Origin of the sequence: Paenibacillus sp. FSL H7-0357 (assembly GCF_000758525.1) — a bacterium.
GTDB lineage: Bacteria > Bacillota > Bacilli > Paenibacillales > Paenibacillaceae > Paenibacillus_AQ.
The window spans coordinates 7,550,685-7,575,477 of record NZ_CP009241.1 but is presented as its reverse complement, the minus strand read 5'-3'; the positions used below and the strand labels follow the sequence as shown (position 1 = coordinate 7,575,477).

Genomic DNA, 24,793 nt, shown 5'->3' with positions numbered 1-24,793 from the left:
CTATTGGAGTGGGATGAATATCTCATGAGTGAAAGGAGAGATTTCGAAATGGATCCAGTTCGTTACAAGACCAGGGAATGCAAGGATCAGGAGAAAATTGAAAGCTTCCTGCAGCAAGCGAGAATTGGATATCTTGGGTTGGTTGATGGGAACCTCCCTTATGTTGTACCGCTAAATTATGTATGGTCTGAGGGGAAGCTCTATATTCACGGGGCTGGCGATGGAAGACGTAATCAGGTCATGAGCAAAAATCCAGAGGTGTGTTTTACGGTGTGTGAGGAATACGGGACCATTACGGACCCGGTACCTGCTAAAACGGATACGGCTTATATGAGCGTAATGATATTTGGACAAGCAGAGCCGATCAAAGATTTGGACGAAGCCACTCATGTACTTCAGGGATTGATCAATAAATACGTACCCGGCTATTATAACCGCCCCTTGTCCAAGCAGCATGTGGACAAGTATAGGTCGGCTGTATTCGGCGGACCGGTTCAAGTTTACCGGGTAATTCCGCACCATATGACAGCAAAAGAAAGTCCTATTGAAGCAGAAAAAATGTATAGAACGGACACGATTGTCGGACGAGAGATTTAATGACAAGATATGCTTTCATATTTCTTCAAAATTTAGCGCGAATGCCCTATGACTATGTGATATAGTTTTAGGGTATTTTTTCGGTATAAATTTTAATTATTTTGATTGAATTCAACAGGTTAAGCTGAACATTTTTGCAGTGAAATCCGATAAAGGTAAGGAATGGCACTTATTCAATGTGCTTGAAAAGGAGAATGTATATGCCTGCTAAGCTAATGAAAAATATCATCGTGATTTGTTTGGTTCTCGTATTCTTACCGGCTACATCCATTCGGGCTGCATCCGTCATTACAGACCCGGCTTTGGCGAAAGCCGTTCGCGCGGAATTAGAGCTGCCGGCTAAGAAAGAACTGAAGGCAGTTGATTTGAAGAAGCTGGAATCTTTGTATCCTAGCGAATCTAAGGCTAAAATCACCAGTTTACAAGGTCTTGAATATGCGGTTAACATCGAGAGCTTATTTCTGCCCGGCCAAAAGATAAAGAATATTAAACCGCTAAGCAAGTTGAAAAAGTTAACGTTCTTAGCAGTTGAGGAGAATCAGATTACTGACCTTTCACCGATTTCCGGGTTAAGTTCTCTAGAGAAGCTGGTTGTTGACGGTAACATGATAAAAAGTCTAGTGCCGTTAAAAAATCTAAATAAGCTGACCGATCTTCTTGCCAGCAACAATCAGGTGGAAGACCTAAGTCCCATTAAGAAATTGAAGTTAGAATGGCTCTTACTGAGCGGGAATAAAATTCAAGATTTGACGCCGTTAAAAAATCATCCAACATTGGAACATCTCTATCTAGACGATAACCTCATCCAGGATATTGAAGTGCTCGAAACGTTGCCCCAATTACAAGAAGTATCTTTGGCAAACAACCCGCTGAATGAGCAAGCGGAGCAGGTTATCCAAGAGCTGGAGAACAATGGTGTCATAGTAAATTTGGAAGATAACGGGGATACTCAGCCGGAGTAAGCAATACGTCGATCTGAACCGGATTTGCCTGAGTCCGCAATGCGGCTTTGCTTCCACGGAAGAGGGCAACTAATCGAGAATTTAACGTTGGATCAAAGAAAAGTTATTAAAGCAAAAAATAGTGAGGGGGTGTACCAAGCCATTTGAGGGCTATTGGGACACCCCCTAAGTATCTGCTTATCGTACCACAGCCCAAACGAATACCGTTTTAAACCTATTTATTTTCATTGGAGGGACCCCCAGATTGATGAAGGTTATCCGGTTTTTTTTCATTCTCACTTTTCTTTTCATTGTCGGATGCAATAACAGTAATTCGTCAGATGATGAGATCCTTTCCTTTGTTCTTAAATACAGCGATTTAAACGAAACTACAGTAAAACTAAAGGATTGGCCTGATACAAATGAAGACGAAGAACAATTGAGCGATCCTATTTATTTTGTTGTAGTCGAAAAAAGACCAGATAGTAAAAGTAATGAGGTAGATCAAAGGGATTATTACAGTATTTACTTTGGGGAGAATTATGGGGATCATATTGCTAGGTCCTTACGGATATTTGTAAAATATGATCTGAGTGAGATTGTCTTATCCGAAGCTGGATATTTTGATGAACAGACGGAAGTTATCTACCCGTAGGTAGTAAAGAGTCACTTCCGAACACATTTTCGCGAGGAAAGAGGGTGCTCCCGTTGGCAAAATGGGATAATATGCTATCCATGCTTTGGATGCTACGCTCCGGTAGGAAACTCACCGCCGCACAGATCGCGGACAGTTTGGAGATCAGCATCCGCACCGTGTACCGGTATATCGACGCATTATGCGCCAGCGGTGTGCCAGTCGTTGCGGAATCGGGCCACGACGGCGGCATTCACATTCTGGAAAGCTTCAGGGAGACGCCATTATTCTTCAATTCCGTAGAGCTGAAGGCGCTTGTGGACGCGTTCAAATTTGCGCAAGGTGCTGGCTATCCGTATACCGAAGAGCTGGAAAGCGCATTGGAGAAAGTGAAGAATGGGCTGCACGAAGAGCAGCGCGACGATCTGTCCCGCCAGACGAGTGGCTTGGATGTGATTTCTCCGGTGCGTCCGCCTTCCGGTGTTCTGTTGTTGCGGGACCTGGAGCAGGCGGCGAAGGATGGGCGAACGGTCTGCATCGCCTATCGTAAGGAGAACGCAGGACAGGCCGACGAACGTAACGTCGATCCATACGGGTTGGCTTACGACCGGAACGAATGGTATGTTGTCGCGTTTTGCCATCGGTCGCTGGCAATGCGGACGTTCCGCGTAGATCGTATCGCGCGGCTGGAGCCAACCGAAGCGCGGTTCGAAAAGCCGGAGCATTTCTCCGCGTCTGCCTATTTCCACGACCAGTCTAAGCGGAAACGGGAGGCGGACGGACCGCTGACGGTCATCCGTATCGAGGGGGAGCCCGACACGTTGAACGCGGTTTGCCGCCACTGGTATCTACGCCACTATTTGACGGAAAGGACCGATCGTGAGGCGCGGTTTCTGCTCGACGTTCCGACGATGAACAAGTACCTTCCGATGTATTTGCTGACGTTTGGTCCGGCCATTTGTATACGGGAGCCGCTGGAGCTGAAGCGTCAGATTCAGGAAATGGCTTACGGAATCGCAAAACATTACGAAGACGATCCCGATTGAACTCCGCTGACAACGGTTGTCAGCGAACCCGGCATACGATAGAGATAAGGCTGCGGCAGTGGCGGCCAAACGACGATGAATAAAGGAAAGGTGGATTCATACATGCTTCAACATCCGCAGCAATTATACGAATATCCTGTTTGGGCACATGTATTTGTACGAAAAGCTCTATATGTCCGTACTGGCGGAAGCTCCGAACGAGGAGATTTTCCCGAAAATCCCGGGCTGGGCGGAAGAAGCACAGGGCAAAACCGTGGACGAGATGCGGCGGCTGTTCGCTGGCGTCCCCGAACAGTTTCGCGATTTGCTGCGGCGTACGCCAGACCCGGACAAGGCGATGACGATCGAGCATCCGAAGTACGGTCGTCTCGATACGCATTTCTCCGGCATCCTGCAGCATGTGGTCAACCATGGGACATATCACCGGGGCAATGTGACCGCGATGCTGAGGCAGCAAGGGTACGCCGGGGTCCCGACCGATTATTTGTTCTATTTGATAGAACGGCAGGAAGGTTAACGGTAAGCTGGGCAGCACGTATGGCGGGGCCATTATGAAATAAAACAGAATTTTGAGAGTGGAGGCGGGGCTGCGGCATGGACATCAATGATCTTATGGTTTCTTGGAATCACGCGAATTGCAAAGTCATAGATATTCGCCGCACCACGATTAGCGCTGGCGAATCCATTCGTTCCTATTCTGTACCCTCAAACCTGTTTCTCATGTCGGTTCGCGGCAAGGCTACAGCTTATCTGGGAGAGCAATTTCATCGCCTGCAGCGGTTCACAGTGCTTCATGCAGGTAAAGGTGATGTACTCAACATAGTCGCGGGCAGCGAAGGCATGGATTATTATAGCGTTTATTATAAAGTGAGTATGAACCCTCCGGTACCCGCAGAGCTTGCCGCATTATTGGATCCGGCTCGTTCCTTTGATCATTCGTACAGTATAACGCCGGGCAGCCCGGTAGCGCTGCATCGGATATTGAGTGAAATGTTCAAGGAGTGGGAGAAACAGAAACCACTTGTGCATCTGCGCGTTCGGACCTTACTCTATCAGTTTGTGCATGATCTGCTTCATCAAATACAGGTGCACGGTGTAAGCCCGGCGAAACGTGATTTGGCAGCTCAGGTCGCCGCTATTATCCATGAACATTATGCGGAGTCTATTACGCTGGAATCACTGGCGGAAAGCGTGAATTACAGCATTCCCCATTTATCCTCTTATTTTAAAATCCGTACAGGGCTTAGCCCAATTGACTACTTAATCAAGGTGCGCATGGATAAGGCAGCGGCACTGCTGCTTGAAACAGATGCTACACTGAAGGAAATTGCTGAGGGCATCGGCTATCAAGACCCAAGCTATTTGGGCAGGCTGTTCAAAAAATACAAGGGTGTTTCTCCAATTCGTTATAGAGAAGTGCATGCCGGCAAGAAGATACTAGAAGATTGTCCTGCCATAACCATGGAATCCTCCATTGTCCCTCCTGAACCATTTAACTATACTAATATCATTGATAACGATTATCAGTATCATGGTATCAGAGAGGGAGATTCATTCATGTTTAAACATTCAAGGCCTACGCTGGCATCAGTATTGCTGCTAAGCTTCATTCTGATGCTGAGCGCATGCGGCACGAATGATGCTGTGGAGCAGCCGCAGACCAAAATCGTTACAACGGTTAACGGTGATGTAGAGGTACCGCTTCATCCGAAACGAATCGTTGCGGGGGAGTATCTTGGTAGTCTTATTGCGCTTGGCATTACACCCATCGGAACATCCGATCATCATATTAAAAATCCTTACTTCCAGGAATATTTGAAAGATGTTGATAATATAGGGGACGGTAATGGCAATGTAGAGAAAATCTTATCGCTTGAACCGGACTTGATTATTATGGATGACTTCTATCCTGAGCTGAATGAGCAGATGTCAAAAATAGCGCCTATTGTCGTCATTCCGTACGCTTCCTTAAAAACGGTACATGAGGAGGTCGCATATTTCGGCGAGCTGCTTGGCCAAGAAGAAAAGGCGAAGGCCTGGCTTGCCGATTATGACACACGTACCGCCAGTGCCAAAGAAGACGTATTGAAGGTTATACCTGCAGACAGCACATTTTCAGTTATTGAAATGAGTGAAAAAAGCTTGATGGCTGTCGGAACCGGCTTCGGTAAAGGCGGACAGCCGGTATACAATGGATTCGGCTTTAAGCCTCCAGCGGCTGTCACAGCCGAAATGGCCGATCCCGGCTGGGCTTCATTCTCTGCGGAAGTATTGCCAAAGTATGCGGGAGATTATATTATACTGACCTCCGATTCGGAAACGCTGGATGAACTCAAAGCAGACCCGATCTGGGGGGCGCTTCCAGCAGTCAAAAATGATCATGTGTTTTTATGGACAAGTGATCGCTCTGGCTACTGGGACCCGATAGCTATTCTGAGCCAGACCGAAGAATTGGCAGCCTGGCTGACAAGCCTCTAAATTCCTTTACACAGCCAATGTCTGCCGCTCCACACTCCTGTTCCAAACATTAGGGCATCCAATCGGGTGCCCTATAATTTTGCCTTGCAAATGCTTCGGTGAACCTTATCATAAGTAGGGGCAAGTAATCTCATTTTAGAGAAGGAACACTCTTGAAGTTGTCGCAGCGTCAAGTGCTATTATAACTTTGAGAGCTCGGAAAGGAGACCAGGATGAACAGATCTGTTGCAATCAATAAATTGTCGGAGCAGATGGGACTGACGAGTCGCACTTTGCGCCACTGGGAATCAGAGGGACTATTTAAAAGTTCAAGGGATACCTCCTCTGGCTGGAGAATTTATGATGAAAATGCACTCTTATGTATACGAATTACTGCAGTACTTCGCAAAATGGATATTCCGATAAAGGATATAAAATCTGTTATCGCAAACAAGTCCCCTTCACAGCTTAGCACGGTTATTGCAAATAAAATCTCCACTCTAAAGTTGCAGAGAGCAGAAGTACTCCTTTTTGAACAGCAATTAGGCCGGGTCTTGAAACTCCTTCAAAAGCAAAACGCAGACTGTTTGTCTAGTCTGGATGAGATCCTTACTGAGACGGAGGATTTATTAATGAGCAATTTGAAAGAAGCCAACATAATCAAAATTATTACCCTTCCTCCTATGAGGGTGGCCTACAATATTGCTATAGGTGTTTCCCCAGAAGATGAGGCAATGGCACCGGTGCTGGATTGGATTAAGTCGGCAAACCTACTGGGCACAGCACGTTTATTTGGTGGTAATGTGAAGCCAATGCCAAGTCATCTGGGTACCCCATATGGTTATGGTATGTGTGCTACAATCCCAGATGGTACGGATGTTCCAAAACATTTAAAAGAAATGATGTTACCCGGGGGCCTATACGCCATGCTTGAAAGCAGTGATGATATAGGTGATTCATGGAAAACGTTAATGCGTCACTTGTCCAAGCATAATAAGTACAAATCTGACCGTTCAAGACTATGCTTGGAAGAACACATTCGTAATGACAATCCAGATGGTTGTGGAAGCAAATATTATCTGAATTTATTCGAACCCGTAAAAGTGAAATAATCTAGGGACACCACAAGAGCAACTCGTTACTCCTGCCCATAACCATCCCTGACTCCCGTAGAAACAGGAATGCTCATAGTCACCTTCCCTCCGCCGGAGGACATATTTGCTATAGTTAAGCTCCCTCCATGCTGCTGGGCGGCGGACTCGGCAATGTACAGCCCCATCCCGTGATGATTGCCGGAGCTTCGGCTCTGGTCCCCTCTGTAGAACTGGGTGGCGGCTTCTTTCAGATCGGTTGGCGAGAAGCCGTTCCCCGTATCCGTAACCGTGAAATGAACAGCAGCGTCATCCCCCCGGACCAGCAAAGCAACGCTCCCCTGCGGAGGCGTATGCTCGACCGCATTGGCGATGACATTGATGATGCCCCGCTGAAACAGCTCCTTATCTATAAAAAGAAATGCTGGAAGAGTATCCTTATGGACAAGCGTATGCAGGTCCTTGCCGGAGGACAGAGCCTTCATCTGCAGCTCTAATTCTCCAAGAATCTCCGCTGTACTTACCAGCGATTTCTGACGAACAAAGCTGGCCTGCATGCTGGACAGATCAATAACCTCTTGTACGAAGGCTTCAATATCCTCGGCGCTGCGAAGAATGTATCCGTTATATTCCAGCTGGGCAGCATTCTGTGTCGTCTCCTGCAGCAGCTCCGCATTTCCCCGAATGACGGTAAGCGGGGTTTTGATATCGTGGGCCAGCGCGGAAATCTGCTCTCTGCGGGAACGCTCCAGCTCCCACTGCCGCTTAAGTGAAGTGTGCAGGGCTTCTTTCATCCGGTCCAGTGAGACCAGCACATCGTCGATTTCGCGGATACCGCTGGGCTTGACGGTAAACTCAAGATTCTCGCGCTGGATGTTCTCTGTCGCTTCCTGTAATCCTGCCATTTTCTCCGTGAGTTTTCTGCCGAACCGGGCAGCAAGCAAGGCCGCTTGGAGCAAAATTCCCAAGATGAAGAGCAGCACTCCCAGCAGCTGAGGATTCGGCAGATAGCTGCGCAGCAAGGAGGATGCATACTGCGGTGTTAAGCTATACCGGAATATCCAGATCTCCTGTCCGTGCTGGGCGGTTGTATAGAAATGAGAGTCCTGAGTATTGCCTTGCTGTATAATCTCCCAGGCATGTGCTGCTTCACTCCGGCTCAGATTACCGGCGAGAAGTTCTCCTTCCTGGGTGAAAACCGTATAATCTACCATTCCCGGAACGCTATCGGGCGTTACTGTTCTGCTTGAGGCAAGACGCTCCTTGAACGCAGTAATCTCCTTCTCGGCATAGTTAGCAGGCAGTATAATATTGGAGGAAAACGCCAGTGTGAACAAGCCAAGTACAAGCACCAGCAGCAGAATCGTCCCTGTGCTTAAGAACAAGAGGTATTGCAGGAAAAAGGTGCGAAGGCGCACTGTTTTGATTCGTTTCACAGATTCCACTTATATCCAATCCCCCAGATAGTCTCAATCGCGTCGATCCCGTATTTGCTCAGCTTGGCGCGGATGTTCTTGATATGCTCCGTAATGGCGCTGCGGTCGCTTTCTCCGTCAAATCCGAAGACCGCTTCATAAATATGTTCTTTGGAGAAGACCTGTCCGCGGCTGCGGGCCAGAAATTCGCAAATTTCATATTCGCTTTTGGTCAGAGGCACTTTGTCCTCTTGGACCAACAGTTCTTTACCGGAGAGGTTGAAGTGTACATTCTCCAGATATAGAACATTCCGCCGCTCCCTGCTTTCCCTCCTGAGATGGGCGCCAATCCGTGCCCGCAGCGCACCTATGCCAAAGGGCTTCACAATATAATCATCTGCCCCCAGTCCGAGGCCGTACATCAGATCGCTTTCCAGTGTTTTGGCTGTTAAAAAAAGGATCGGGCAATCCACCGCCGCGCGTATTTCCCGGCAAAGTGTAAAGCCGTCCACACCCGGCATCATCACATCCAGCAAAATAAGATCATACGCGCCAAGGTCATTCCGGCACACCTGTGTAGAATCAGAGATCGTTGTCACCAGATGATTGTCAGTAATAAGCGCGTTGCGGATCAGCGACAGGATGGCGGGTTCATCGTCTACCACGAGTATTTTTGCCATATTCGTTCCCTCGATTGTAAGTTGTATGTCTAATTATCGGTTGATCGTCCTTCCCACCGCTGGAACCATGCAGCGCACAGAAGAGCAGCCAGTATTGTTCCCAGCAGCCAGACCGTAATTCCGGTGCTCAGCCCCGATACAGCGGGGGATACTGTCGTACCGGAAGCGTGGATTGTCCACAGGGAGATGAAGCGGACGCCCCATGCGAAGGGAATATACGGCCAGATGGCATCACCTAGCCCGGTAAGCATTAAGGCAGCGACCAGACTCCCCACAATCCCTACCCCGATGGAAGCGCCTCTTCCGAAGCGCAGGCTGGCTGTCAGATGAAGAAGGTAGAGAAACATATTGCTGCCAAACAGAATAACTGCCCCGGTGATGTAAAAGGGCATTCCCAATCTGTCCTGCTGCAAAATCACGCCGAACCCCAGGCCAAAAAGGCTGTAAGCAAACAGGACGGCTCCATAGCCAAACAACAGCAGGAGAAGCAGCTTGCTTATATAGGTTGTAATTTTGTTTGCGGGTATAGCAAGCATGCTTTGAAACTGTCCTGCAGCCGCTTCCTGTTCCACCGACATGGAGCAGACCAGCCCGATCAGGGTAGGAAATGCGCATCCTAGAGACTGCATAAACGCCAGTGCTTTGTCGGTTGCACTCCACGGGGAGTACGAATAGTACGCTAAGAATATGCCAGCTCCGATAAGAGGAGCCAGCAGATGAATTAGCAGAAACGGCGTATGCCGGCTTTTGAGCAGATCCGCTCTCAGCAATCCCAGTAGTGAAGCCATGTTACTTCGCCTCCTGCTTACGGAACCATAGCGCAGTAAGGAGGGAAAGTAATCCGAACCAGGCCAGGGAGATCAGGGCACCCGGAAGAATCATTTCCGTGCTTCTCAGCGGACTGTCCACCGGTACGGGGAGACCGTTCGGCAGGATCGACAGAACCGGGCACATGAGCCTGAAAGTAATAGTATAAGGCACAAAATCCCACAGTCCTCCGGTATCGAAGGCAACGACACCCATGACATTACCGAACATATTAAGCAGAACAGCGGCGAAAAATCCGAGTCGTGCAGCCAGGAACAGACACAGTGGAATCTGCCACAGAAATGTGACGAAGATCAGGAAGCTGCCAGCCAAACTGTTCAGCAGCGGAATGGATTGGCCGAACAACATTCCGCCCGACGTAATGCCAACCAGGAACAGGAGGATAGCGACTAATAGCCATTCCGCACAGGCAATTATTTTCCCGGCCCAGAGTGTCTTCAGATCAACAGGCAGAGCCAGTAGACCACGGTATTTCATCTTAGCGTCTTTATGTAGAGTCAGTGAACAGGTTAGGGTCAGCGCTCCGGGCAAGAGCATCGTGTACCACCAGTTGTAAGCCCCGCTTTGAAATAAGCGTCCGCCCATTAAAATGGCGCAAAGGAGCATCGTGAACACAGGTGCTAGCCAGACAAGCTTAGGGATAAAAGTGCCCCGCCATTTTAAACGTTCAGCCCTAATATGACAAAGCATGTTATTCACCAGCCCTTCGGTTGGCTGCGGCGACCTGCATGAACAAGGCTTCGAGCTCTTGCCCGTGGGGAACGGCTCCCTGATATCCCAGAACTCCCCCGGCGATAATTCCGATCTGATCCACTACCTGTTCGACCTCGGAGAGAATATGACTCGACAGAATGACGGTGATTCCTTGCCCGGGAAAAGAACGGATCAGCTCCCGCAGCTCCTGAATCCCGATAGGGTCCAGCCCGTTGGTCGGTTCGTCCAGAATCAGCAGCTTCGGCTGGTTCAAGAGTGCAATCGCGATTCCCAGCCGCTGCTTCATACCCATGGAGAACTGTCCGGCACGTTTCTTTCCGGTATCGGTTAAATCCACAACGGCGAGGGTCTCCTCGATTCGGGACTGCGGCAGTCCGAGGGCAAGCGTACGCACCTTAAGATTCTCTCTGGCAGTCAGATTCTCATAGAGCGGTGGCGCCTCAATTAATACGCCAATTTCGCTTAAATCCTTCCGTGTCCATTCATGCCCATGAATACGAATACTCCCGGAATCGGGGCGCAGCATGCCTGCGATCATTTTGAGCGTTGTCGATTTACCTGCGCCATTCGGCCCCAAGAGCCCATAGATCGAGTTACGGGGTACTGCTAACGTTACTTTGTTGACGGCTGTTTGATGTTTGAAGCTCTTGCAAAGATTCTGGGTTTCTAAAATAATGTCCCGCATATTATATCATCCTTTCCACTTCCACAGTGTAAGGGGAGATTCTAAGGATTCTGTAAGGATAATGGGGGATACACCCGATGAATTAAGAGGTAATCTATACATAGGGCAGGGTTGACATGGAGAGGTGAATACCGTAATGGATAAGGGGATTTTAAAGCTCGTAGGAACCCGTATTCGTGCTCTTCGGAAAGAGCGGGGCTTGTCTCAGGAAGCCCTTGGTGAGAAAGGCGGATTTCATTTTTCATACATAGGGCAGATTGAACGTGGGGAGAAAAACGTATCTTTGCTGAATTTAAATAAGATTGCGGAATCCCTTGAAGTGAATTTAATACAGTTGTTTGCATATCTGGATGAAGATTTCATCGTTACATCAGCAGAGAGCGATATTCAAGACATTGTGGCTTTACTTCGTGATGCCAATGATGAGAAGATACGGCTGGCTAAAAATGTACTAAAAGAATTATTATGAAACAAAAGTATGGCCGCGGCCTAACCAGCTGTTAAATTACGAATAAGGAAAGGGTGACGATATGGTTTTATCAATAAGAGCTTGTGATTATCTTGCACACTCCGAATGGAAAGACTCTGTTAAGGATGAGAAAGAGATGATCAATGCTTTTCAAGCGGCAAGAATCATGCCTACAGATCCGTTAATAGATTTCCAAACAAGATTCGGCGGATTTACACTCTATGCCTATTTGGAGCCTATCGTATATGGAATTCTTCATAAGAGGCCTTGCCGGGGCGATTTTAAACATGAGAACGGATTAATCGTAATGGAACCGGAGGATGATATCGTCATACGCCACTTTAATTGTGCAGATACGTTGTATCAAGAGATATTTTCAATTGATGAGCAAGGCAGATATTATGAGGGATACGACTTGAAATGCAACAATTTTGAGACCCATATAGAGAGTTCAGCCATGCTGAATCAGGTCAACAAAGGGAAATGGCAGACCGTTTATAAATATGAGTTAGACGCATATAGGGACTACTATGAGATTGTGGATGAGAACAAGTATGGTGAATTAGTCAAACTGCTGGGGCTAAAAAAGGTGGAAGATTTCCCTGAGGATATTATTAGTTGGGATACGAACGGAGAAATTCTTGTCTGGAAAAGGGCCGATTCCGTGGTTGTACTTAGTGAAAACGGAATTAAGCCCCGGGAACTAGAGGGAATTAAAGAGATTTTCCAAGAAGAGTAGGTATCGTCAAATTAAGCAGTGGGGTTGTTCACTAAACTAGGAGGATATTCTATGGATTATACGAAGTGTTTTAAGGAAGTCTTACTGAAGTATTCTTTTATTGACCCTTTCGTGGAATTGATCCGTCATAATGAGAACATTACATACAAGGTCACAGAAAAGCATTCTGGAGACACTTACTTGTTGCGGATGCATAAACCCATTACAAAAAACATGCAGGGTGTACATAATACGCGTGAGGCTGTTCAATCGGAGTTGGAATATCTGTTAGCTTGGTCTTCTCATTCCGAATTACCTGTTCAAATCCCTGTTCCGAATTTAAACGGTGAACTGGTAACAACTGTTGTCATTGAACACGAAGAAGTGCACTGTTCCGTTTTAAAATGGATTTTTGGGGAAATCATGTCCAAGCAAGATTTGAAAAGTGAGGGAACAGTTCGTACCTTTGGGACGCGTATTGCCCATTTGCATCAGTTTTCAATGCGCTATCAACAGGGTTCAAGTTTTATTAGGCCCGAATATGAAATAGAGTGGACAAATACCATGCTGGCCAAATTGCGATCCGGTGAAGAAATGGGTATTATCGCTACCAAGGATTTTTATATTCTTGAAAATACAATTTCGTTGATCAATGATCGTATTAAAATATTGAGCAAAACGATGGAGACATGGGGATTCATCCATGCAGACATCAACTATAGTAACTTAATCCTCACACCAAAGGGGATTTCGTTCATCGACTTTGGCTTGTCGGGTTCTGGATATTATGCGATGGATATCGCTATGGGTGCCCTTTTGACTGAAGGAGAATTGCGAAACGCTCTACTAGCCGGCTACACTACTATCATTTCCAGAAAAATAGACACTGAACAGTTAGAGGGTTTCATGTTTTTGGTGATATTTGCCTACTACTCTTTTCTGATGAGTAACCAAGATAAGCATATGTGGATACGTAAACAAATGCCGGATTTGATTGAGAATTATTGCAAACCCTTCCTAAACGGTGAAACAGTTTTCTACAGTTTTTGATTCCTTCGAAGCAATCCATTCTTAATTAAAGTGGTGATCTTAATGCAGAACGTTTATCAAGGAATAGACAACGTTTTGGAGAAAATGCAATCAGCTTTAGAGAAGACAAGGCAGCAAAACCCCGAATTTTACGCGAAGTATCCGATGCAGCTGCTAACCGATCAATCTATTTATTTACGGTGCCAAGGACTTGGTTGAAGGCCAATCGGGCTACAATTATAATCCCGTTACGGAAGAGGTCATTGCCGATTGGCCGCGCGACTATCTCGTTATTGCGTCGGATGAAGGCGATCCGTATTGCCTGGATCTCTCCAGAGGAGATACCGTGATTTATACTGCAAGGCATGGAGAGGGTTCTTGGGATTTCTCCGTTGGTTATGATAATCTTACCGAGTTTCTTTACAGCGTCTTGCTTCCTAGGGGGATTGAGGAGGAAGGGGAGAGGGGCGAAGACGGGCAGTTGGATTACTACAAAGTGTTCATTACAGGCCCGGGCACCGACAAAATAAAAACATTGGTGTTTATCAAAAAGGTATTCTCCTGCGATTATGCGCTGGCGAAAACTTATTTGGAGGCGGCACCTCTACTGGTGTATAAGGGCATTGCCCGGGGTTCCGCTAAAATAGAGGATCAATTAAAAAGCATCGGCGCGGATTATGAATTACAGCAAATCAGTGTGGATGAATTTTTGAAGCAATAGATTTATGAGGCGGGTAGATTGTATTATGGCCGAAAAAACCGGGCTCGGTTGTTCTTTTTCATGTTCATCACAGCGGAGTCGAATTTCCACGTGGAACATTTGAATAGCATAAAAAACCACCGGATTCCAGCGAACACCGAAAGGGCCGCATCAGGAAGGCTATTCTGGAAATAGAGGTAAAAATCGACTATCATATAGGCTATAGAACATCTAAATGACAGGCGATTAAGGATAAAACAAGGAGAAAAAATGGATAATTCAATAAATATTCTCGTGGCCGAGGACGACAATGACATCAGCCGGCTGCTGTGCAGCATTATTCGAAAAAGCGGTTATGTGCCACAGCCTGCCTTTTCCGGAACGGAGGCGCTGCTCTATCTGGAGCAACGGGAATGGAGCATGGTATTGCTAGATTTGATGCTGCCGGGAATGACGGGCGAGGAGCTGCTTAAATGGATCCGCTTGCGGGGAGGCGTGCCAGTCATTATCATTTCGGCCAAGGGTGAGCAGCAGACCAAAGTGTCAGCGCTACGCGGGGGTGCGGACGACTTCATTACGAAACCTTTCGATATCGAGGAAGTCTCGGCGCGAATCGATTCCCATCTGCGCCGGTTTGCGCAGATTGCTCCGCCGGCTGTTTTGAGCGTGCTGCAGCATAAGGGACTTGTGCTTGACCACGATTCCAAAACGGTGACGGCAGAGGGGATAGAGGTTGCGTTGACCGCCCGGGAGTATGAGATTCTCACATTGCTTCTATCGGCACCGAAAAAGGTATTCACGAAAGCGAATCTATACGAAAGCGTATGGGATGAGCCATATTACGGAGATGACAATACGGTCAACGTCCATATGAGCAATTTGCGGAGCAAGCTTGCGAAGGCTGCGCCCGGCAGCGAATTTATCGAGACGGTATGGGGCATGGGCTATCGGCTAAAGCCTTAAGACATTCTTAAGGATTGGCTTTAGCTCCTCTTAAGTTTTCGTTTCTATACTTGGTCTATCACATAAGGGAGGCCAAGACTACAATGAGTGAATATGTATTGCAGACGAATCAATTGTCTAAGAAGTTCAAAGGCAGCGTAGCGCTGGATAAAGTGAATTTATCTATCCGCAAAGGCTCCATATATGGCTTTATTGGGCAGAACGGAGCCGGGAAATCGACGCTGATGCGCATCGTTACCGGACTAGCTTTTCCGTCTGGCGGAAGTATTGCGCTGTTCGGCGCGAGCGACGAGCGGGCGTTGACCCAGGCCCGTAAGCGGATGGGTCTGATTATCGAGAGCCCCTCGTTGTTTCCCCACATGACCGCCGCCGAGAATCTGGAGGTGAACCGGCTCCTCCGGGGCATCCCCGGCAAAGACTGCGTCCCAAGGATGCTGGAATTGGTCAGATTGCAGGGAACAGGCAGGAAGAAAGTGAAGAATTTCTCGCTTGGCATGAAGCAGCGGCTGGGTCTGGCAATCGCAATGCTAAGCGATCCGGAATTTCTAATTCTGGACGAGCCGACCAATGGGCTCGATCCGATGAGCGTCATCGAAATGCGCGAGCTGCTCAAGCAGCTTAACCACGAACGAGGGATAACGATTCTGATCTCCAGCCACATTCTGAGCGAACTGCATTTGCTGGCAAGCCATTACGGCATCATTCATAACGGCAAGTTGCTGGAGCAGCTCACTGCTCAGGAATTGAATGATAAATGCCAGCAATACGTGTTTATTAAAGCAGATGATCCTGACAAGGCGGCAACGGTTATTCAAAACGAACTCCGCACGAATGATTTCGAAGTGATGCCCGATGGCGCGATTAAGCTGTTTGGCAATATCGAACAGCCAGGTAAAGTATCTTCGACGCTATTCTCCGCAGGTCTGGAAATTGAGCAGTTTATGCCGATGGGCGAAGACCTGGAGAGCTATTTCATGAAGCGGATCGGGGGTGCCGGGCATGTATAATCTGATTAGATCCGAGCTGTTCAAGCTGCGTAAGGACAGGTCGTTCCGCGTGCTGCTGCTAATAACCGCCATTCTTTCATTGGCCTATCCACTGCTCTACTACTTTGACCATAAGTCGAGTGGAGAGCCGCAGTTCACAGGAGCCGAATTTCTGATTCAGTTTATTGCAAGCAATGCCTATCTGATCAAATTCGGCGTAGCAGCGCTGGCCGGATTCTTCATCGCCAATGAATATGCGACGGGTGTCATGAAGACGATCGCATCGTCGGGCAACGATAGAGGGCGGCTGTTCACCGCCAAGCTGATCGGATTCTCGGTCGGAGCCATGGCTATCTCTCTGGTATTCCCGATCGTAAGCACGACCGAAGTTTCCCTGCTTTCAGGTTTCGGCCATTTGCCGGAGGGGTTTGACGCGTCCTTCATACCGCGGGCCCTAGGACTGACACTACTGTACACTGCAGGCTATGCGGCGATCGGGGCGCTGTTCACTGCCGTGTTCACCGAAAGCGGCAAAACGATCGGCTTCTCGATGATTTTCTTCCTAATGATTGATACGATTTTGGGGGGCTTGGGTGAGTACATCCCTTTCTTTACTACAGTGTATGATTATTCTATCTTCAAGCTGATGAACGATATCGGCAAGCCCAGTATTGCCAGCGGCGATCTGCCAGCGCTCCTGCTCGTGCCAGTGCTGACGATTGTCGTATCCGCGCTACTCGGTATTCTCGTGTTCCGCAGAAAAGAAATTAAATAATAATGAGAGGGGCGGGAGAGTCTTGTTTATCATAACGCTCATATCGGTTACGGTGGCGGTTCTCCTGCTTGCCCATCTGCTGCTGATGAGGCGGGAGCTGGGGCGGATGACGGAGCAGCTGCGCCACTATAATGAACGGACAACCGGCAAAAAAATAGACGTGACTCTATTCGACCAGAGGCTCGAAAGACTTGCAGGTCAAATTAATCGCCAGTCCGATCTCGTAGTCGACGCGGAGGCCCGCAGAAGACGAACCGAGAATGAGCTGCGGCAGGCGATTGCGAACATCTCCCATGATATCCGTACTCCGCTCACCTCCATATTTGGCTATATTCAACTGCTGGAAGCAGAGCCTATCACGCCTGAGGAGAAGCACGAATACCTCAGCATTGTTAAAAATCGCACGAGACGGCTGCAAGCACTATTGAACGACTTCTTCGAGTTATCCCTAATTGAATCTTCCGATTATCAGCTTAAGACTGAGCGGATCGGAATGACTGTCCTCCTGTCAGACATCCTGGTCGGTTTCTACGACCGGTTCAACGAGCGGGACATTACGCCGGACATTCGGATGCCGGAGGGAGAGGTAGCCGTATATGCCGACGAATCAGCCGTGCGGAGGGTCGTTGAGAATTTGCTTACCAATACTATCAAGCATGCGACCGGTCATGTGAAAATCTGCTTCCAGCAACAGCCTGAGATTGCCGAGTTTACGATCATTAACGAAGCGAAGGAATTATCCGATATTGATGTGAGGCTGCTATTTGACCGCTTCTACACGGTCGACCGCACCCGATCCGGCCAAGGATCGGGACTTGGTCTTTCTATCGCCAAAAGTCTAATGGACAAGATGAACGGAACGCTGACCGCGGAGCTGCACGGGGGCAACTTAAAGATGACCTGCCGCTGGAAGCTGTGATCACGGGCACCGAATTAGCCAATCAATGGAGCCAGCTCCATTGATTGGCTTTTCGTGAACAGAATTGAAATCCACCCCATAATATAGCAGGGGAAGCGGTGTAATTGATGGGCTAGTCGTTTATGCCACTTTACTTACAGTTTCTTGAAATATTCTATTTCTCTTGCATAAAAATCAACTGCCTTACCCTCTGTGATTTCCCAATTACTTTCCAATTGTTCGATGATTTCTTGAAGCTTCTCAATAGCTTTATCATATTCTCCTTGAATCTCATATATATGTGAAATTGCTATCAATGCATCTATATATTTGGGATTGGGTTGTAGTTCGTATCCTTTGGTGTAATATTCGATGGCTTCGTCGTATTTGCACAGTTTCGCCATGCAGTCTCCCCTAAAGGACCACGTACGCCATTCATCAGGATACAGATCCGTCATCTGCTCCCAAAGAACTAATGCCTGAGAAAGGTTGCCTTCTTCCTTGCAGATCAGTCCTCCATATAATTGATATAAATAACCTGGATGGATTTTGTTCAATCCTTCTAGAGTTTCTTTAGCTTCAGCACATCTGCCATCTGCAAGTAAGTGGTTCATAAGCCATACATAACCCTGCCAGTAATCTGGATGATTTGGCACGAAATTTTTATAATACTCTATAAGTTTATGGTGATTTGAATAGTTCCAGTCAAAAATGACTCCATTCTCCGCATCCCGCAAAGCATTATGATTACTTTTTTTATGTGGATCTAATAACAGGGCCTCCTTGGCAAAATGGGAAGCTAATTCACGGTGCTCCTCTGAACGATGAATGTGTAACTGAGCCAGCAATGTGAGACATGGGGCCTTTTTTTCGTCATTAGTTAGCCTTTCTTTGAGAAATTGTTCAGCATAATTAAAATCATCTTTGGAAATAAAATGTTCGGTACTAATCATATTTTCAATACGCTCTAGATGTGTGTCATCAGTTAATGCGAATAGCTCATCAATTGTAACCCCTAAAATCACAGATAACTCAGGGAGAATTTGAATATCTGGCATGGTTACGTTGTTTTCCCACTTGGATATGGCTTGGGATGACATATTCAGTTTTGCTGCTAGTTCTTCCTGAGTCATTCCTTTTTGTAAACGTAGGGTTTTGATTTTTTTTCCGATCTCAATATTCATTTGAATACCCTCCAATTTTTATCAGTTCGACTAGTCCCTTGAATTATAACTTGTGGTTTAAAATCTCCTCAATGACCGCGTGGTTAAACGAATTAACTTATCAGTTACATTAGCAGCCACAAGGCACGAAGCCTCCCTTTTGAAGATTCGATTCATCAAGTGTACATTTTTGCTTTCAATGATATTAACAATATGTTATTATCAAGTTGAAAGTAAGAGTGAACTAACTTTATGGTGCACAAATCGGATGAAAGCAGAGGGGATGCAAGTGAATAAATCATGGGGCGGTTGGAACCTGTTTGAATTGACCTGGCTGGTTTTGTTTACCTCAATTGCTGTTGGGTTTACGGTGATTTCTAAGGATTCTTTATTCGGATTTACGGTCTTTATCACCGGGGTGCTGTGTGTGGTGCTCGCGGCGAAGGGAAATCTGATGAGTTATGTGTTTGGGATGTACAATACCATTGGTTATGCGTACTTGGCTTACGTCAACGGTTTGTTTGGAGAGGTTATGCTAAATCTGCTTTTCTTTGTTCCTATGAATGTGGTCGGCTTCTACATGTGGAAAAATAACCGGACTGACGGCAAGCTGTCCATGCGTCAGTTAGAGCTCAAGCGTCTGCTCCTTGTGGGGGCGGTCTGCGTATTAGGCAGCCTGCTGCTGGGCCTGGGTCTATCGTTCATACCGGGGCAGAATTCGCCTTATATTGATGCCATTACGACGGTGTTATCCGTTGTCGCCACTCTATTAATGGTTCGAAGATTCAAGGAACAATGGCTGGTCTATATTGTCCTCAATATGTTCACGGTGCTGCTGTGGGTGATTCGAATGCTGGAGGGAAGCGGTGAAGGCCTGCTGATGATCGTCATGTGGAGCGCGTATCTGGTTAACGCTGTATACGGCTACTACAATTGGAACAAGGGCGCTAGGGAGGTATCAGCATGAAGAGACTTGGCTTGACGCTCGGGAAGTTTGCCCCGCTGCATAAAGGGCATCAGTTCATGTTCGAGACGGCGCTGCAAGAGGTCGACGAACTAATTGTAGTGATCTATGAGACGACGGTGACCCCGATCCCGCTGCATATCCGGGCCAACTGGATTCGCAAGCTCTACCCGGCGGTGCGGCTGATTGAAGCCTGGGACGGTCCCGACGGGTATTCGAACGACCGGGAGCATGAGATAAGGGAGGAGCAATATATTCTGGAGTTACTGAAAGGCGAGCAAGTGACGCATTTCTACTCCAGCGAGTTTTACGGAGAGCACATGAGCATCGCTTTGGGCGCAGTAGACCGGCGGGTGGATGAAGCCCGCGGGCAGGTACCGGTTTCAGCTACTATGGTCCGTTCGGATCCTTACAAGTACCGGGAATATGTGAGCGATAGCGTATATCGGGATTTAATAACAAAAGTGGTTTTTGTGGGAGCGATGTCTACCGGCAAATCCACGATCACCGAAGCGTTGGCCCGGCGGTATCGCACAACCTATGCGAGCGAATACGGGCGCGATTATTGGACGGAGCATCAGGTGGACCGCCGAATTGGCTTGGAGGCGTTCGATGAAATTGCTGTCGGCCATATGGAGCGGGAAGAGCGGGCTTTACTGCAAGCGGATAAATATCTTTTTGTCGATACCAATGCGATCACCACTTATATGTTTGCCCTGGATTACCACGGCCGGGCCCCTGAACGCTTAACCCGGATCGCCCTGGAAAATGCACAGCGGTACGACCTTTTTTTCCTGTGCGACGACGATATTCCTTACGAGGATACATGGGACCGCAGCGGGAATCAGAAGCGGCATATTTTCCATAAGCAAATTATTGCAGATTTGAAGGAGCGGCGGATTCCCTATATCACACTTCGGGGAAGCCTGGAGGAACGAATGGGCAAGGTAGACGAAGTGCTGGCAACGTTCAAGCCCTATCATAATTATTTTGGCGAAGCACGGTGGTAACTAATGTTATTGACAAAACTTTTGACTATGATTAGTATTGAAAAATATTTAAAAGAAGTTATGATCCTATAATCAAATAATTTCTAAGCTATGAATGCTATGGATCACACTATAGCAGGAGCAGCTTCTGGAGAGACCGTGGGGATTCCCCGGCGCCGAAGGGTTCACAATCTCAGGCAAAAGGACAGAAGAGTACTGGATAATTCATTTGTTATTCTGATAAGCGTCAGAATAATGAATGTATTTTATTTAATATTCTTATGACCGTGAGATTGGAGCGCATCCAGTCTCTTTTTTTATTGTCATTTTTACTTGTTCATCATTTCACAAAGAATTATTAGATGTAGAGGGGGAGTTTCACATGGCACCACAAGAACTAAAGAGAGATTTAGAGAACCGGCATGTTCAGCTCATTGCAATTGGGGGGACCATCGGGACCGGATTGTTTTTAGGATCAGGTAAAGCTATACAACTCGCAGGACCATCCATCATCTTTGCTTATTTAATCGTGGGTATTGCCGTGTTTTTTGTTATGAGGGCCTTGGGAGAACTCCTGTTGTCAAAAGCCGGTTATCAATCTTTTACAGACATCGCTGAAGATTATCTTGGACCGCGGGCAGCATTTGTAACCGGATGGACCTATTGGTTTTGTTGGATCATGACGGCTATGGCGGATATTATAGCTGTTGGCGTATATGTACAATATTGGTTTGATATCCCGCAATGGATCCCTGCCGTCATTTGTTTAATCATTTTATTAGGACTCAATTTATTAACTGTAAAAAGTTTTGGCGAATTGGAGTTTTGGTTTGCATTAATCAAGGTAGTGACTATTCTGGCGTTGATTGTTATCGGGGCAATCCTGCTGGTGATTGGATTCAAAACAGCTAACGGAACGGTTACTGTCAGTAATATTTGGTCACATGGGGGGATATTCCCGAACGGGGTTTCAGGGTTCCTACTTTCCTTCCAAATGGTTGTGTTTGCCTTTGTCGGTGTAGAATTGGTGGGGGTATCGGCAGCCGAAACATCCAATCCAGAAAAAACCATCCCGTCGGCTATTAATAAAATCCCTTTAAGAATTCTATTTTTCTACGTGGGTGCCATTATCGCCTTGTTATGCATCAACGCATGGACGGAACTAAATCCGGCAGAAAGTCCTTTTGTTAAAACGTTTAGTTTGGTGGGGATACCGATTGCTGCTGGAATTATTAACTTTGTCGTATTAACTTCAGCCGCGTCTGCCTGTAACAGCGGAATGTTCTCAACAAGCCGGATTCTATATAATTTGAGCAGGAATGACCAGGCTCCAGCCAATTTTGCAAAGCTGAATAGAAATCATGTCCCAAGCAATGCTCTATTCATCTCCACACTTGTGTTGTCCGTGGGAGCTCTTTTGAGTAAGCTGATTCCGGAGACTGCTTTTGGAATCGTGACAACCATCAGTGCCATTTGTTTCATCTGGGTTTGGGGTATCGTTCTGATCTGCCATTTGCGGTATAAGAAAACAAAGCCGGAATTGCAGGCGAAGTCAAAATTCAAAGCCCCGTTCACCCCATTTATTAATTATGTAGTCTTAGCGTTGTTTGCAATCATACTCATTATTATGCTGTTTGCTGAAGAAACACGTCCGGCCTTATTATTGACGCCGTTATGGTTTATTTTATTATTTGTTTTGTATTCGACGAATCGGAGAAAGCGGGAAAGAAGCAGCAAAATAATCAGTACAGAATCACATCCCATGGATGCCTGACCCGATCATTCTTTTAATAGACAAAGGGGATTGCCTCAGGCCTTAGTTATTTTTTAGGCAAAAAAAATTGAAATTCTTCAATATCACCTTTCAAGTAGCAACTCCGGCAGTTATTCTTATAAATGAAAATGGACATAATTTTATTTATAAGGAGGAATAACTATGGCGGGGCAAATATGGATCAATCTACCAGTTAAAGATATCAACAAATCAAAAGATTTTTTCACGGAGATTGGATTTTCTTTGAATCAAGGACATGGAAATGCTGATGATAAAGCTAGTCTAGTCATCGGAGACAAGAATGTTATTGTGATGCTATTTACGGAGTCCACGTTCGAAAGATTTACAGGAAATAATATTGCAGATACAACGAAAGGCACTGAAGTATTGTTTACAATTGGTGCAGATAGCAAGGAAGAAGTGGATGAAATGGTAACGAAGGTGGGAAAGGCAGGCGGTAGCATTTACGGCAAACCCCATGACCAGGGCTGGATGTATGGTGCTGGTTTTGCTGATTTGGATGGTCATCGCTGGAATGTGCTGTATATGGATATGAGCAAATTCCCTGCTGAGAAATAATAGTGGCAGTCTGGAACTATGAGATGCATTCAAATACTATCTTGAATTTACATTGTAAATTTTACAAAGGCCTAGTTGCCTGTTAATACTTCTTTTACACTCATCTTCTATAGTTAAGCAATTACTAACAATAGAGGGGAACATTGAACATCAATGAAAACATGGGAAACTGTACTATCTACGCTGCTCCTTGCAGGCGCTCTACTTCCTGCCGCAACAACTAACGCAGCATCCGCCTCAGACCTAAAAGGATATGAACCTCTGCGCAAGCACATGGATGGGATCGGAGCAACTATCACTTGGGATAGTGACGATAAGTCGGCACTGGTCAAGCTGAAGAACGGATTCGCAGGCACGTTCACGGCAGGCGATAAGGAATATCGTCTAGCGGGTAAAGCAGGCGAGCTTCCAGCGGAGGTCAAATTAGTCGATGGCACGATGTACATTCCTTCCAAGCTGCTTCAAGCTATTCTGGCGGAAAATGCAAAGTTTATCAATTCCGCTGATATCATCACTCCTTATTCCGTAACCGCCCAGGTAGAGACGGCAGCCGTTGAAGATGGTGAGGATGCAGCCGATGACCCGGCCATTTGGCTCGATTCTGCGAACCCGGCGAATTCCAAAATCATTGCCACGAACAAAGGCGGAGGCGTTCTCGTCTATGATTTGAACGGCAAAGAGCTTCAAAATTATAAAGTAGGAAAAATGAATAATATTGATATACGTTATGATTTTCAGCTTGGCGATAAAAAAGTAGATCTTGTTGGCGCGACGAACCGTTCTACGAACACGGTTGATATTTTTGCCATGGACGGGGCAACCGGAAAGTTGACTGACATCGTAGCAGAGCCCATTAAAGCGAAGATGGAAGAGGTATACGGATTCAGCCTCTACCATAGCCTGAAATCGGATAAGTATTACGCTCTGGTTCTGGGTAAAGAAGGCGAATTTGAACAATATGAGCTGGCTGACAACGGGAAGGGGAAAGTTTCAGGTAAGCTCGTTCGCGAGTTTAAGCTGGCTACGCAATCAGAAGGAATGGTAGCCGATGATGAGTATGGCATGATGTATATAGCGGAAGAGGATTACGCGATATACAAATATAATGCGGAGCCTGACAGCGGCACAAAACCTCTATCCACTGTCGATATTGCAGACGGACGCCGATTACAGGATGATATTGAAGGGTTGACTCTCTATTACGGTGCCGACGGCAAAGGTTATTTAATCGCCTCCAGCCAAGGCAGTGACAGCTACGCAATATATGACCGTGAAGGCAATAACGCTTACCTTACTAGCTTCAATATCGCCGATGGCGCATTGACCGATGGCACCTCAGTAACTGATGGTATTGATGTACTCGGGTTCGGACTGGGCGAACAGTTCCCTTATGGCATTTTCATCGCACAGGATGATTCTAACATTAACAATGGCAAAGAGCTTAACCAAAACTTTAAAGTGGTAGCCTGGGATCAAATTGCTAAAGGTGCAAAGACTCCGCTTCTGATGGACAACAAAGTGGATCCTCGTAAACTTGTGGACCGCAGCGCGAAGTAATATTGGTTAACAGCTATCGTGCAAGTTTTAAAGCAAAGAACATTTTCTCACAAGTAGCCTCCTACCCCACTTTTTAGGGGTCTTGGGGGCTGTTTGATTTATTCAGCAAGGAAGTCATTTCCTTGTGGAGCTACAAAAGCT

General features: G+C 46.7%; 25 protein-coding genes, 1 pseudogene and 1 riboswitch. Of the genes and pseudogenes, 20 read left to right on the top strand and 6 right to left on the bottom strand.

Features of this window, described 5'->3' with window-relative positions; translation table 11 throughout:
• Window positions 1-48 precede the first annotated feature (48 nt).
• From H70357_RS33475 to H70357_RS33445, 7 genes and pseudogenes are all read left to right on the top strand, one after another.
• Window positions 49-597 carry a pyridoxamine 5'-phosphate oxidase family protein gene (locus H70357_RS33475; protein ID WP_038598101.1) on the top strand — a complete coding sequence of 183 codons (549 nt, stop codon included), beginning with the start codon at window positions 49-51 and terminating at the stop codon, window positions 595-597.
• A gap of 176 nt (window positions 598-773) precedes the next feature.
• Entirely contained in the window at window positions 774-1,559 is a 786-nt protein-coding gene (locus tag H70357_RS36990) for a leucine-rich repeat domain-containing protein (RefSeq protein WP_156130983.1), read from the top strand.
• A 244-nt stretch (window positions 1,560-1,803) separates the two neighbouring features.
• Window positions 1,804-2,193, top strand: coding sequence for a hypothetical protein (locus H70357_RS33465; RefSeq protein ID WP_156130982.1), 390 nt, complete (start codon window positions 1,804-1,806; stop codon window positions 2,191-2,193).
• Window positions 2,194-2,246: 53 nt separating this feature from the next.
• Window positions 2,247-3,218, top strand: coding sequence for a helix-turn-helix transcriptional regulator (locus H70357_RS33460; RefSeq protein WP_038598095.1), 972 nt, complete (start codon window positions 2,247-2,249; stop codon window positions 3,216-3,218).
• A 139-nt stretch (window positions 3,219-3,357) separates the two neighbouring features.
• Window positions 3,358-3,735, top strand: a pseudogene (locus tag H70357_RS33455) (DinB family protein); the annotation flags it as partial.
• A 77-nt stretch (window positions 3,736-3,812) separates the two neighbouring features.
• Window positions 3,813-5,696: an AraC family transcriptional regulator gene (locus H70357_RS33450; protein WP_038598093.1), complete on the top strand. Its 1,884-nt coding sequence runs from the start codon at window positions 3,813-3,815 to the stop codon at window positions 5,694-5,696.
• 212 nt (window positions 5,697-5,908) lie between these two features.
• Window positions 5,909-6,787 carry a MerR family transcriptional regulator gene (locus H70357_RS33445; protein ID WP_038598091.1) on the top strand — a complete coding sequence of 293 codons (879 nt, stop codon included), beginning with the start codon at window positions 5,909-5,911 and terminating at the stop codon, window positions 6,785-6,787.
• 26 nt (window positions 6,788-6,813) lie between these two features.
• On the opposite strand, the gene H70357_RS33440 is transcribed toward H70357_RS33445, so the two are convergent.
• The 5 genes from H70357_RS33440 to H70357_RS33420 are packed head-to-tail and all read right to left on the bottom strand — an operon-like array spanning window position 6,814 to window position 11,088.
• Window positions 6,814-8,211: a HAMP domain-containing sensor histidine kinase gene (locus tag H70357_RS33440; RefSeq protein WP_052092398.1), complete on the bottom strand. Its 1,398-nt coding sequence runs from the start codon at window positions 8,209-8,211 to the stop codon at window positions 6,814-6,816.
• Complete coding sequence (locus H70357_RS33435; protein WP_038598089.1) at window positions 8,199-8,861, bottom strand: response regulator transcription factor; 663 nt, start codon at window positions 8,859-8,861, stop codon at window positions 8,199-8,201. Before H70357_RS33435 ends, H70357_RS33440 begins: the two co-directional genes overlap by 13 nt.
• A gap of 29 nt (window positions 8,862-8,890) precedes the next feature.
• Complete coding sequence (locus H70357_RS33430) at window positions 8,891-9,649, bottom strand: lantibiotic immunity ABC transporter MutG family permease subunit (protein WP_038598088.1); 759 nt, start codon at window positions 9,647-9,649, stop codon at window positions 8,891-8,893.
• 1 nt (window position 9,650) lies between these two features.
• Window positions 9,651-10,379 carry a lantibiotic immunity ABC transporter MutE/EpiE family permease subunit gene (locus H70357_RS33425; RefSeq protein WP_038598086.1) on the bottom strand — a complete coding sequence of 243 codons (729 nt, stop codon included), beginning with the start codon at window positions 10,377-10,379 and terminating at the stop codon, window positions 9,651-9,653.
• 1 nt (window position 10,380) lies between these two features.
• The gene (locus H70357_RS33420; protein WP_038598084.1) at window positions 10,381-11,088 is read right to left on the bottom strand and encodes a lantibiotic protection ABC transporter ATP-binding protein; all 708 of its coding nucleotides are present in this window, start codon (window positions 11,086-11,088) and stop codon (window positions 10,381-10,383) included.
• Window positions 11,089-11,224: 136 nt separating this feature from the next.
• Here H70357_RS33420 and H70357_RS33415 point away from each other — a divergent pair, with 136 nt between their 5' ends.
• From H70357_RS33415 to H70357_RS33380, 8 genes are all read left to right on the top strand, one after another.
• Window positions 11,225-11,557 (top strand): helix-turn-helix domain-containing protein, encoded by a 333-nt coding sequence (locus H70357_RS33415; protein WP_038598082.1) that lies wholly within the window; start codon window positions 11,225-11,227, stop codon window positions 11,555-11,557.
• 61 nt (window positions 11,558-11,618) lie between these two features.
• Window positions 11,619-12,296, top strand: coding sequence for a hypothetical protein (locus H70357_RS33410; RefSeq protein WP_038598080.1), 678 nt, complete (start codon window positions 11,619-11,621; stop codon window positions 12,294-12,296).
• A 51-nt stretch (window positions 12,297-12,347) separates the two neighbouring features.
• Window positions 12,348-13,325 carry a phosphotransferase enzyme family protein gene (locus H70357_RS33405; RefSeq protein ID WP_038598078.1) on the top strand — a complete coding sequence of 326 codons (978 nt, stop codon included), beginning with the start codon at window positions 12,348-12,350 and terminating at the stop codon, window positions 13,323-13,325.
• A gap of 190 nt (window positions 13,326-13,515) precedes the next feature.
• On the top strand, window positions 13,516-14,025 hold the full coding sequence (locus H70357_RS33400; protein ID WP_231578357.1) for an SMI1/KNR4 family protein: 510 nt from the start codon (window positions 13,516-13,518) through the stop codon (window positions 14,023-14,025).
• A 249-nt stretch (window positions 14,026-14,274) separates the two neighbouring features.
• The gene (locus H70357_RS33395) at window positions 14,275-14,967 is read left to right on the top strand and encodes a response regulator transcription factor (protein WP_038598076.1); all 693 of its coding nucleotides are present in this window, start codon (window positions 14,275-14,277) and stop codon (window positions 14,965-14,967) included.
• An 83-nt stretch (window positions 14,968-15,050) separates the two neighbouring features.
• Window positions 15,051-15,974, top strand: coding sequence for an ABC transporter ATP-binding protein (locus H70357_RS33390; protein WP_038598074.1), 924 nt, complete (start codon window positions 15,051-15,053; stop codon window positions 15,972-15,974).
• Window positions 15,967-16,728: an ABC transporter permease gene (locus H70357_RS33385; protein WP_038598072.1), complete on the top strand. Its 762-nt coding sequence runs from the start codon at window positions 15,967-15,969 to the stop codon at window positions 16,726-16,728. The genes H70357_RS33390 and H70357_RS33385 overlap by 8 nt, the downstream gene beginning before the upstream one ends.
• A gap of 22 nt (window positions 16,729-16,750) precedes the next feature.
• On the top strand, window positions 16,751-17,647 hold the full coding sequence (locus H70357_RS33380) for a sensor histidine kinase (protein ID WP_052092397.1): 897 nt from the start codon (window positions 16,751-16,753) through the stop codon (window positions 17,645-17,647).
• 134 nt (window positions 17,648-17,781) lie between these two features.
• Here H70357_RS33380 and H70357_RS36420 read toward each other — a convergent pair whose 3' ends face one another.
• Window positions 17,782-18,810 carry a helix-turn-helix domain-containing protein gene (locus H70357_RS36420; RefSeq protein WP_052092396.1) on the bottom strand — a complete coding sequence of 343 codons (1,029 nt, stop codon included), beginning with the start codon at window positions 18,808-18,810 and terminating at the stop codon, window positions 17,782-17,784.
• Window positions 18,811-19,078: 268 nt separating this feature from the next.
• On the opposite strand from H70357_RS36420, the gene pnuC reads away from it, so the two are divergent.
• The 5 genes from pnuC (at window position 19,079) to H70357_RS33350 (ending at window position 24,652) form a co-directional block, all read left to right on the top strand.
• Window positions 19,079-19,756, top strand: a complete 678-nt coding sequence (pnuC, locus tag H70357_RS33370; protein ID WP_231578356.1) for a nicotinamide riboside transporter PnuC — start codon at window positions 19,079-19,081, stop codon at window positions 19,754-19,756.
• Complete coding sequence (locus H70357_RS33365; RefSeq protein WP_038598071.1) at window positions 19,753-20,763, top strand: AAA family ATPase; 1,011 nt, start codon at window positions 19,753-19,755, stop codon at window positions 20,761-20,763. Before pnuC ends, H70357_RS33365 begins: the two co-directional genes overlap by 4 nt.
• 117 nt (window positions 20,764-20,880) lie before the next feature.
• A riboswitch (glycine riboswitch) is annotated at window positions 20,881-20,961 on the top strand.
• Window positions 20,962-21,124: 163 nt separating this feature from the next.
• On the top strand, window positions 21,125-22,516 hold the full coding sequence (locus H70357_RS33360) for an amino acid permease (protein ID WP_038598069.1): 1,392 nt from the start codon (window positions 21,125-21,127) through the stop codon (window positions 22,514-22,516).
• 162 nt (window positions 22,517-22,678) lie between these two features.
• The gene (locus H70357_RS33355; RefSeq protein WP_038598067.1) at window positions 22,679-23,095 is read left to right on the top strand and encodes a VOC family protein; all 417 of its coding nucleotides are present in this window, start codon (window positions 22,679-22,681) and stop codon (window positions 23,093-23,095) included.
• 153 nt (window positions 23,096-23,248) lie between these two features.
• A complete protein-coding gene (locus H70357_RS33350) occupies window positions 23,249-24,652 on the top strand; it encodes a phytase (protein WP_038598065.1) in 1,404 nt (467 codons plus the stop codon).
• Window positions 24,653-24,793: the final 141 nt, after the last annotated feature.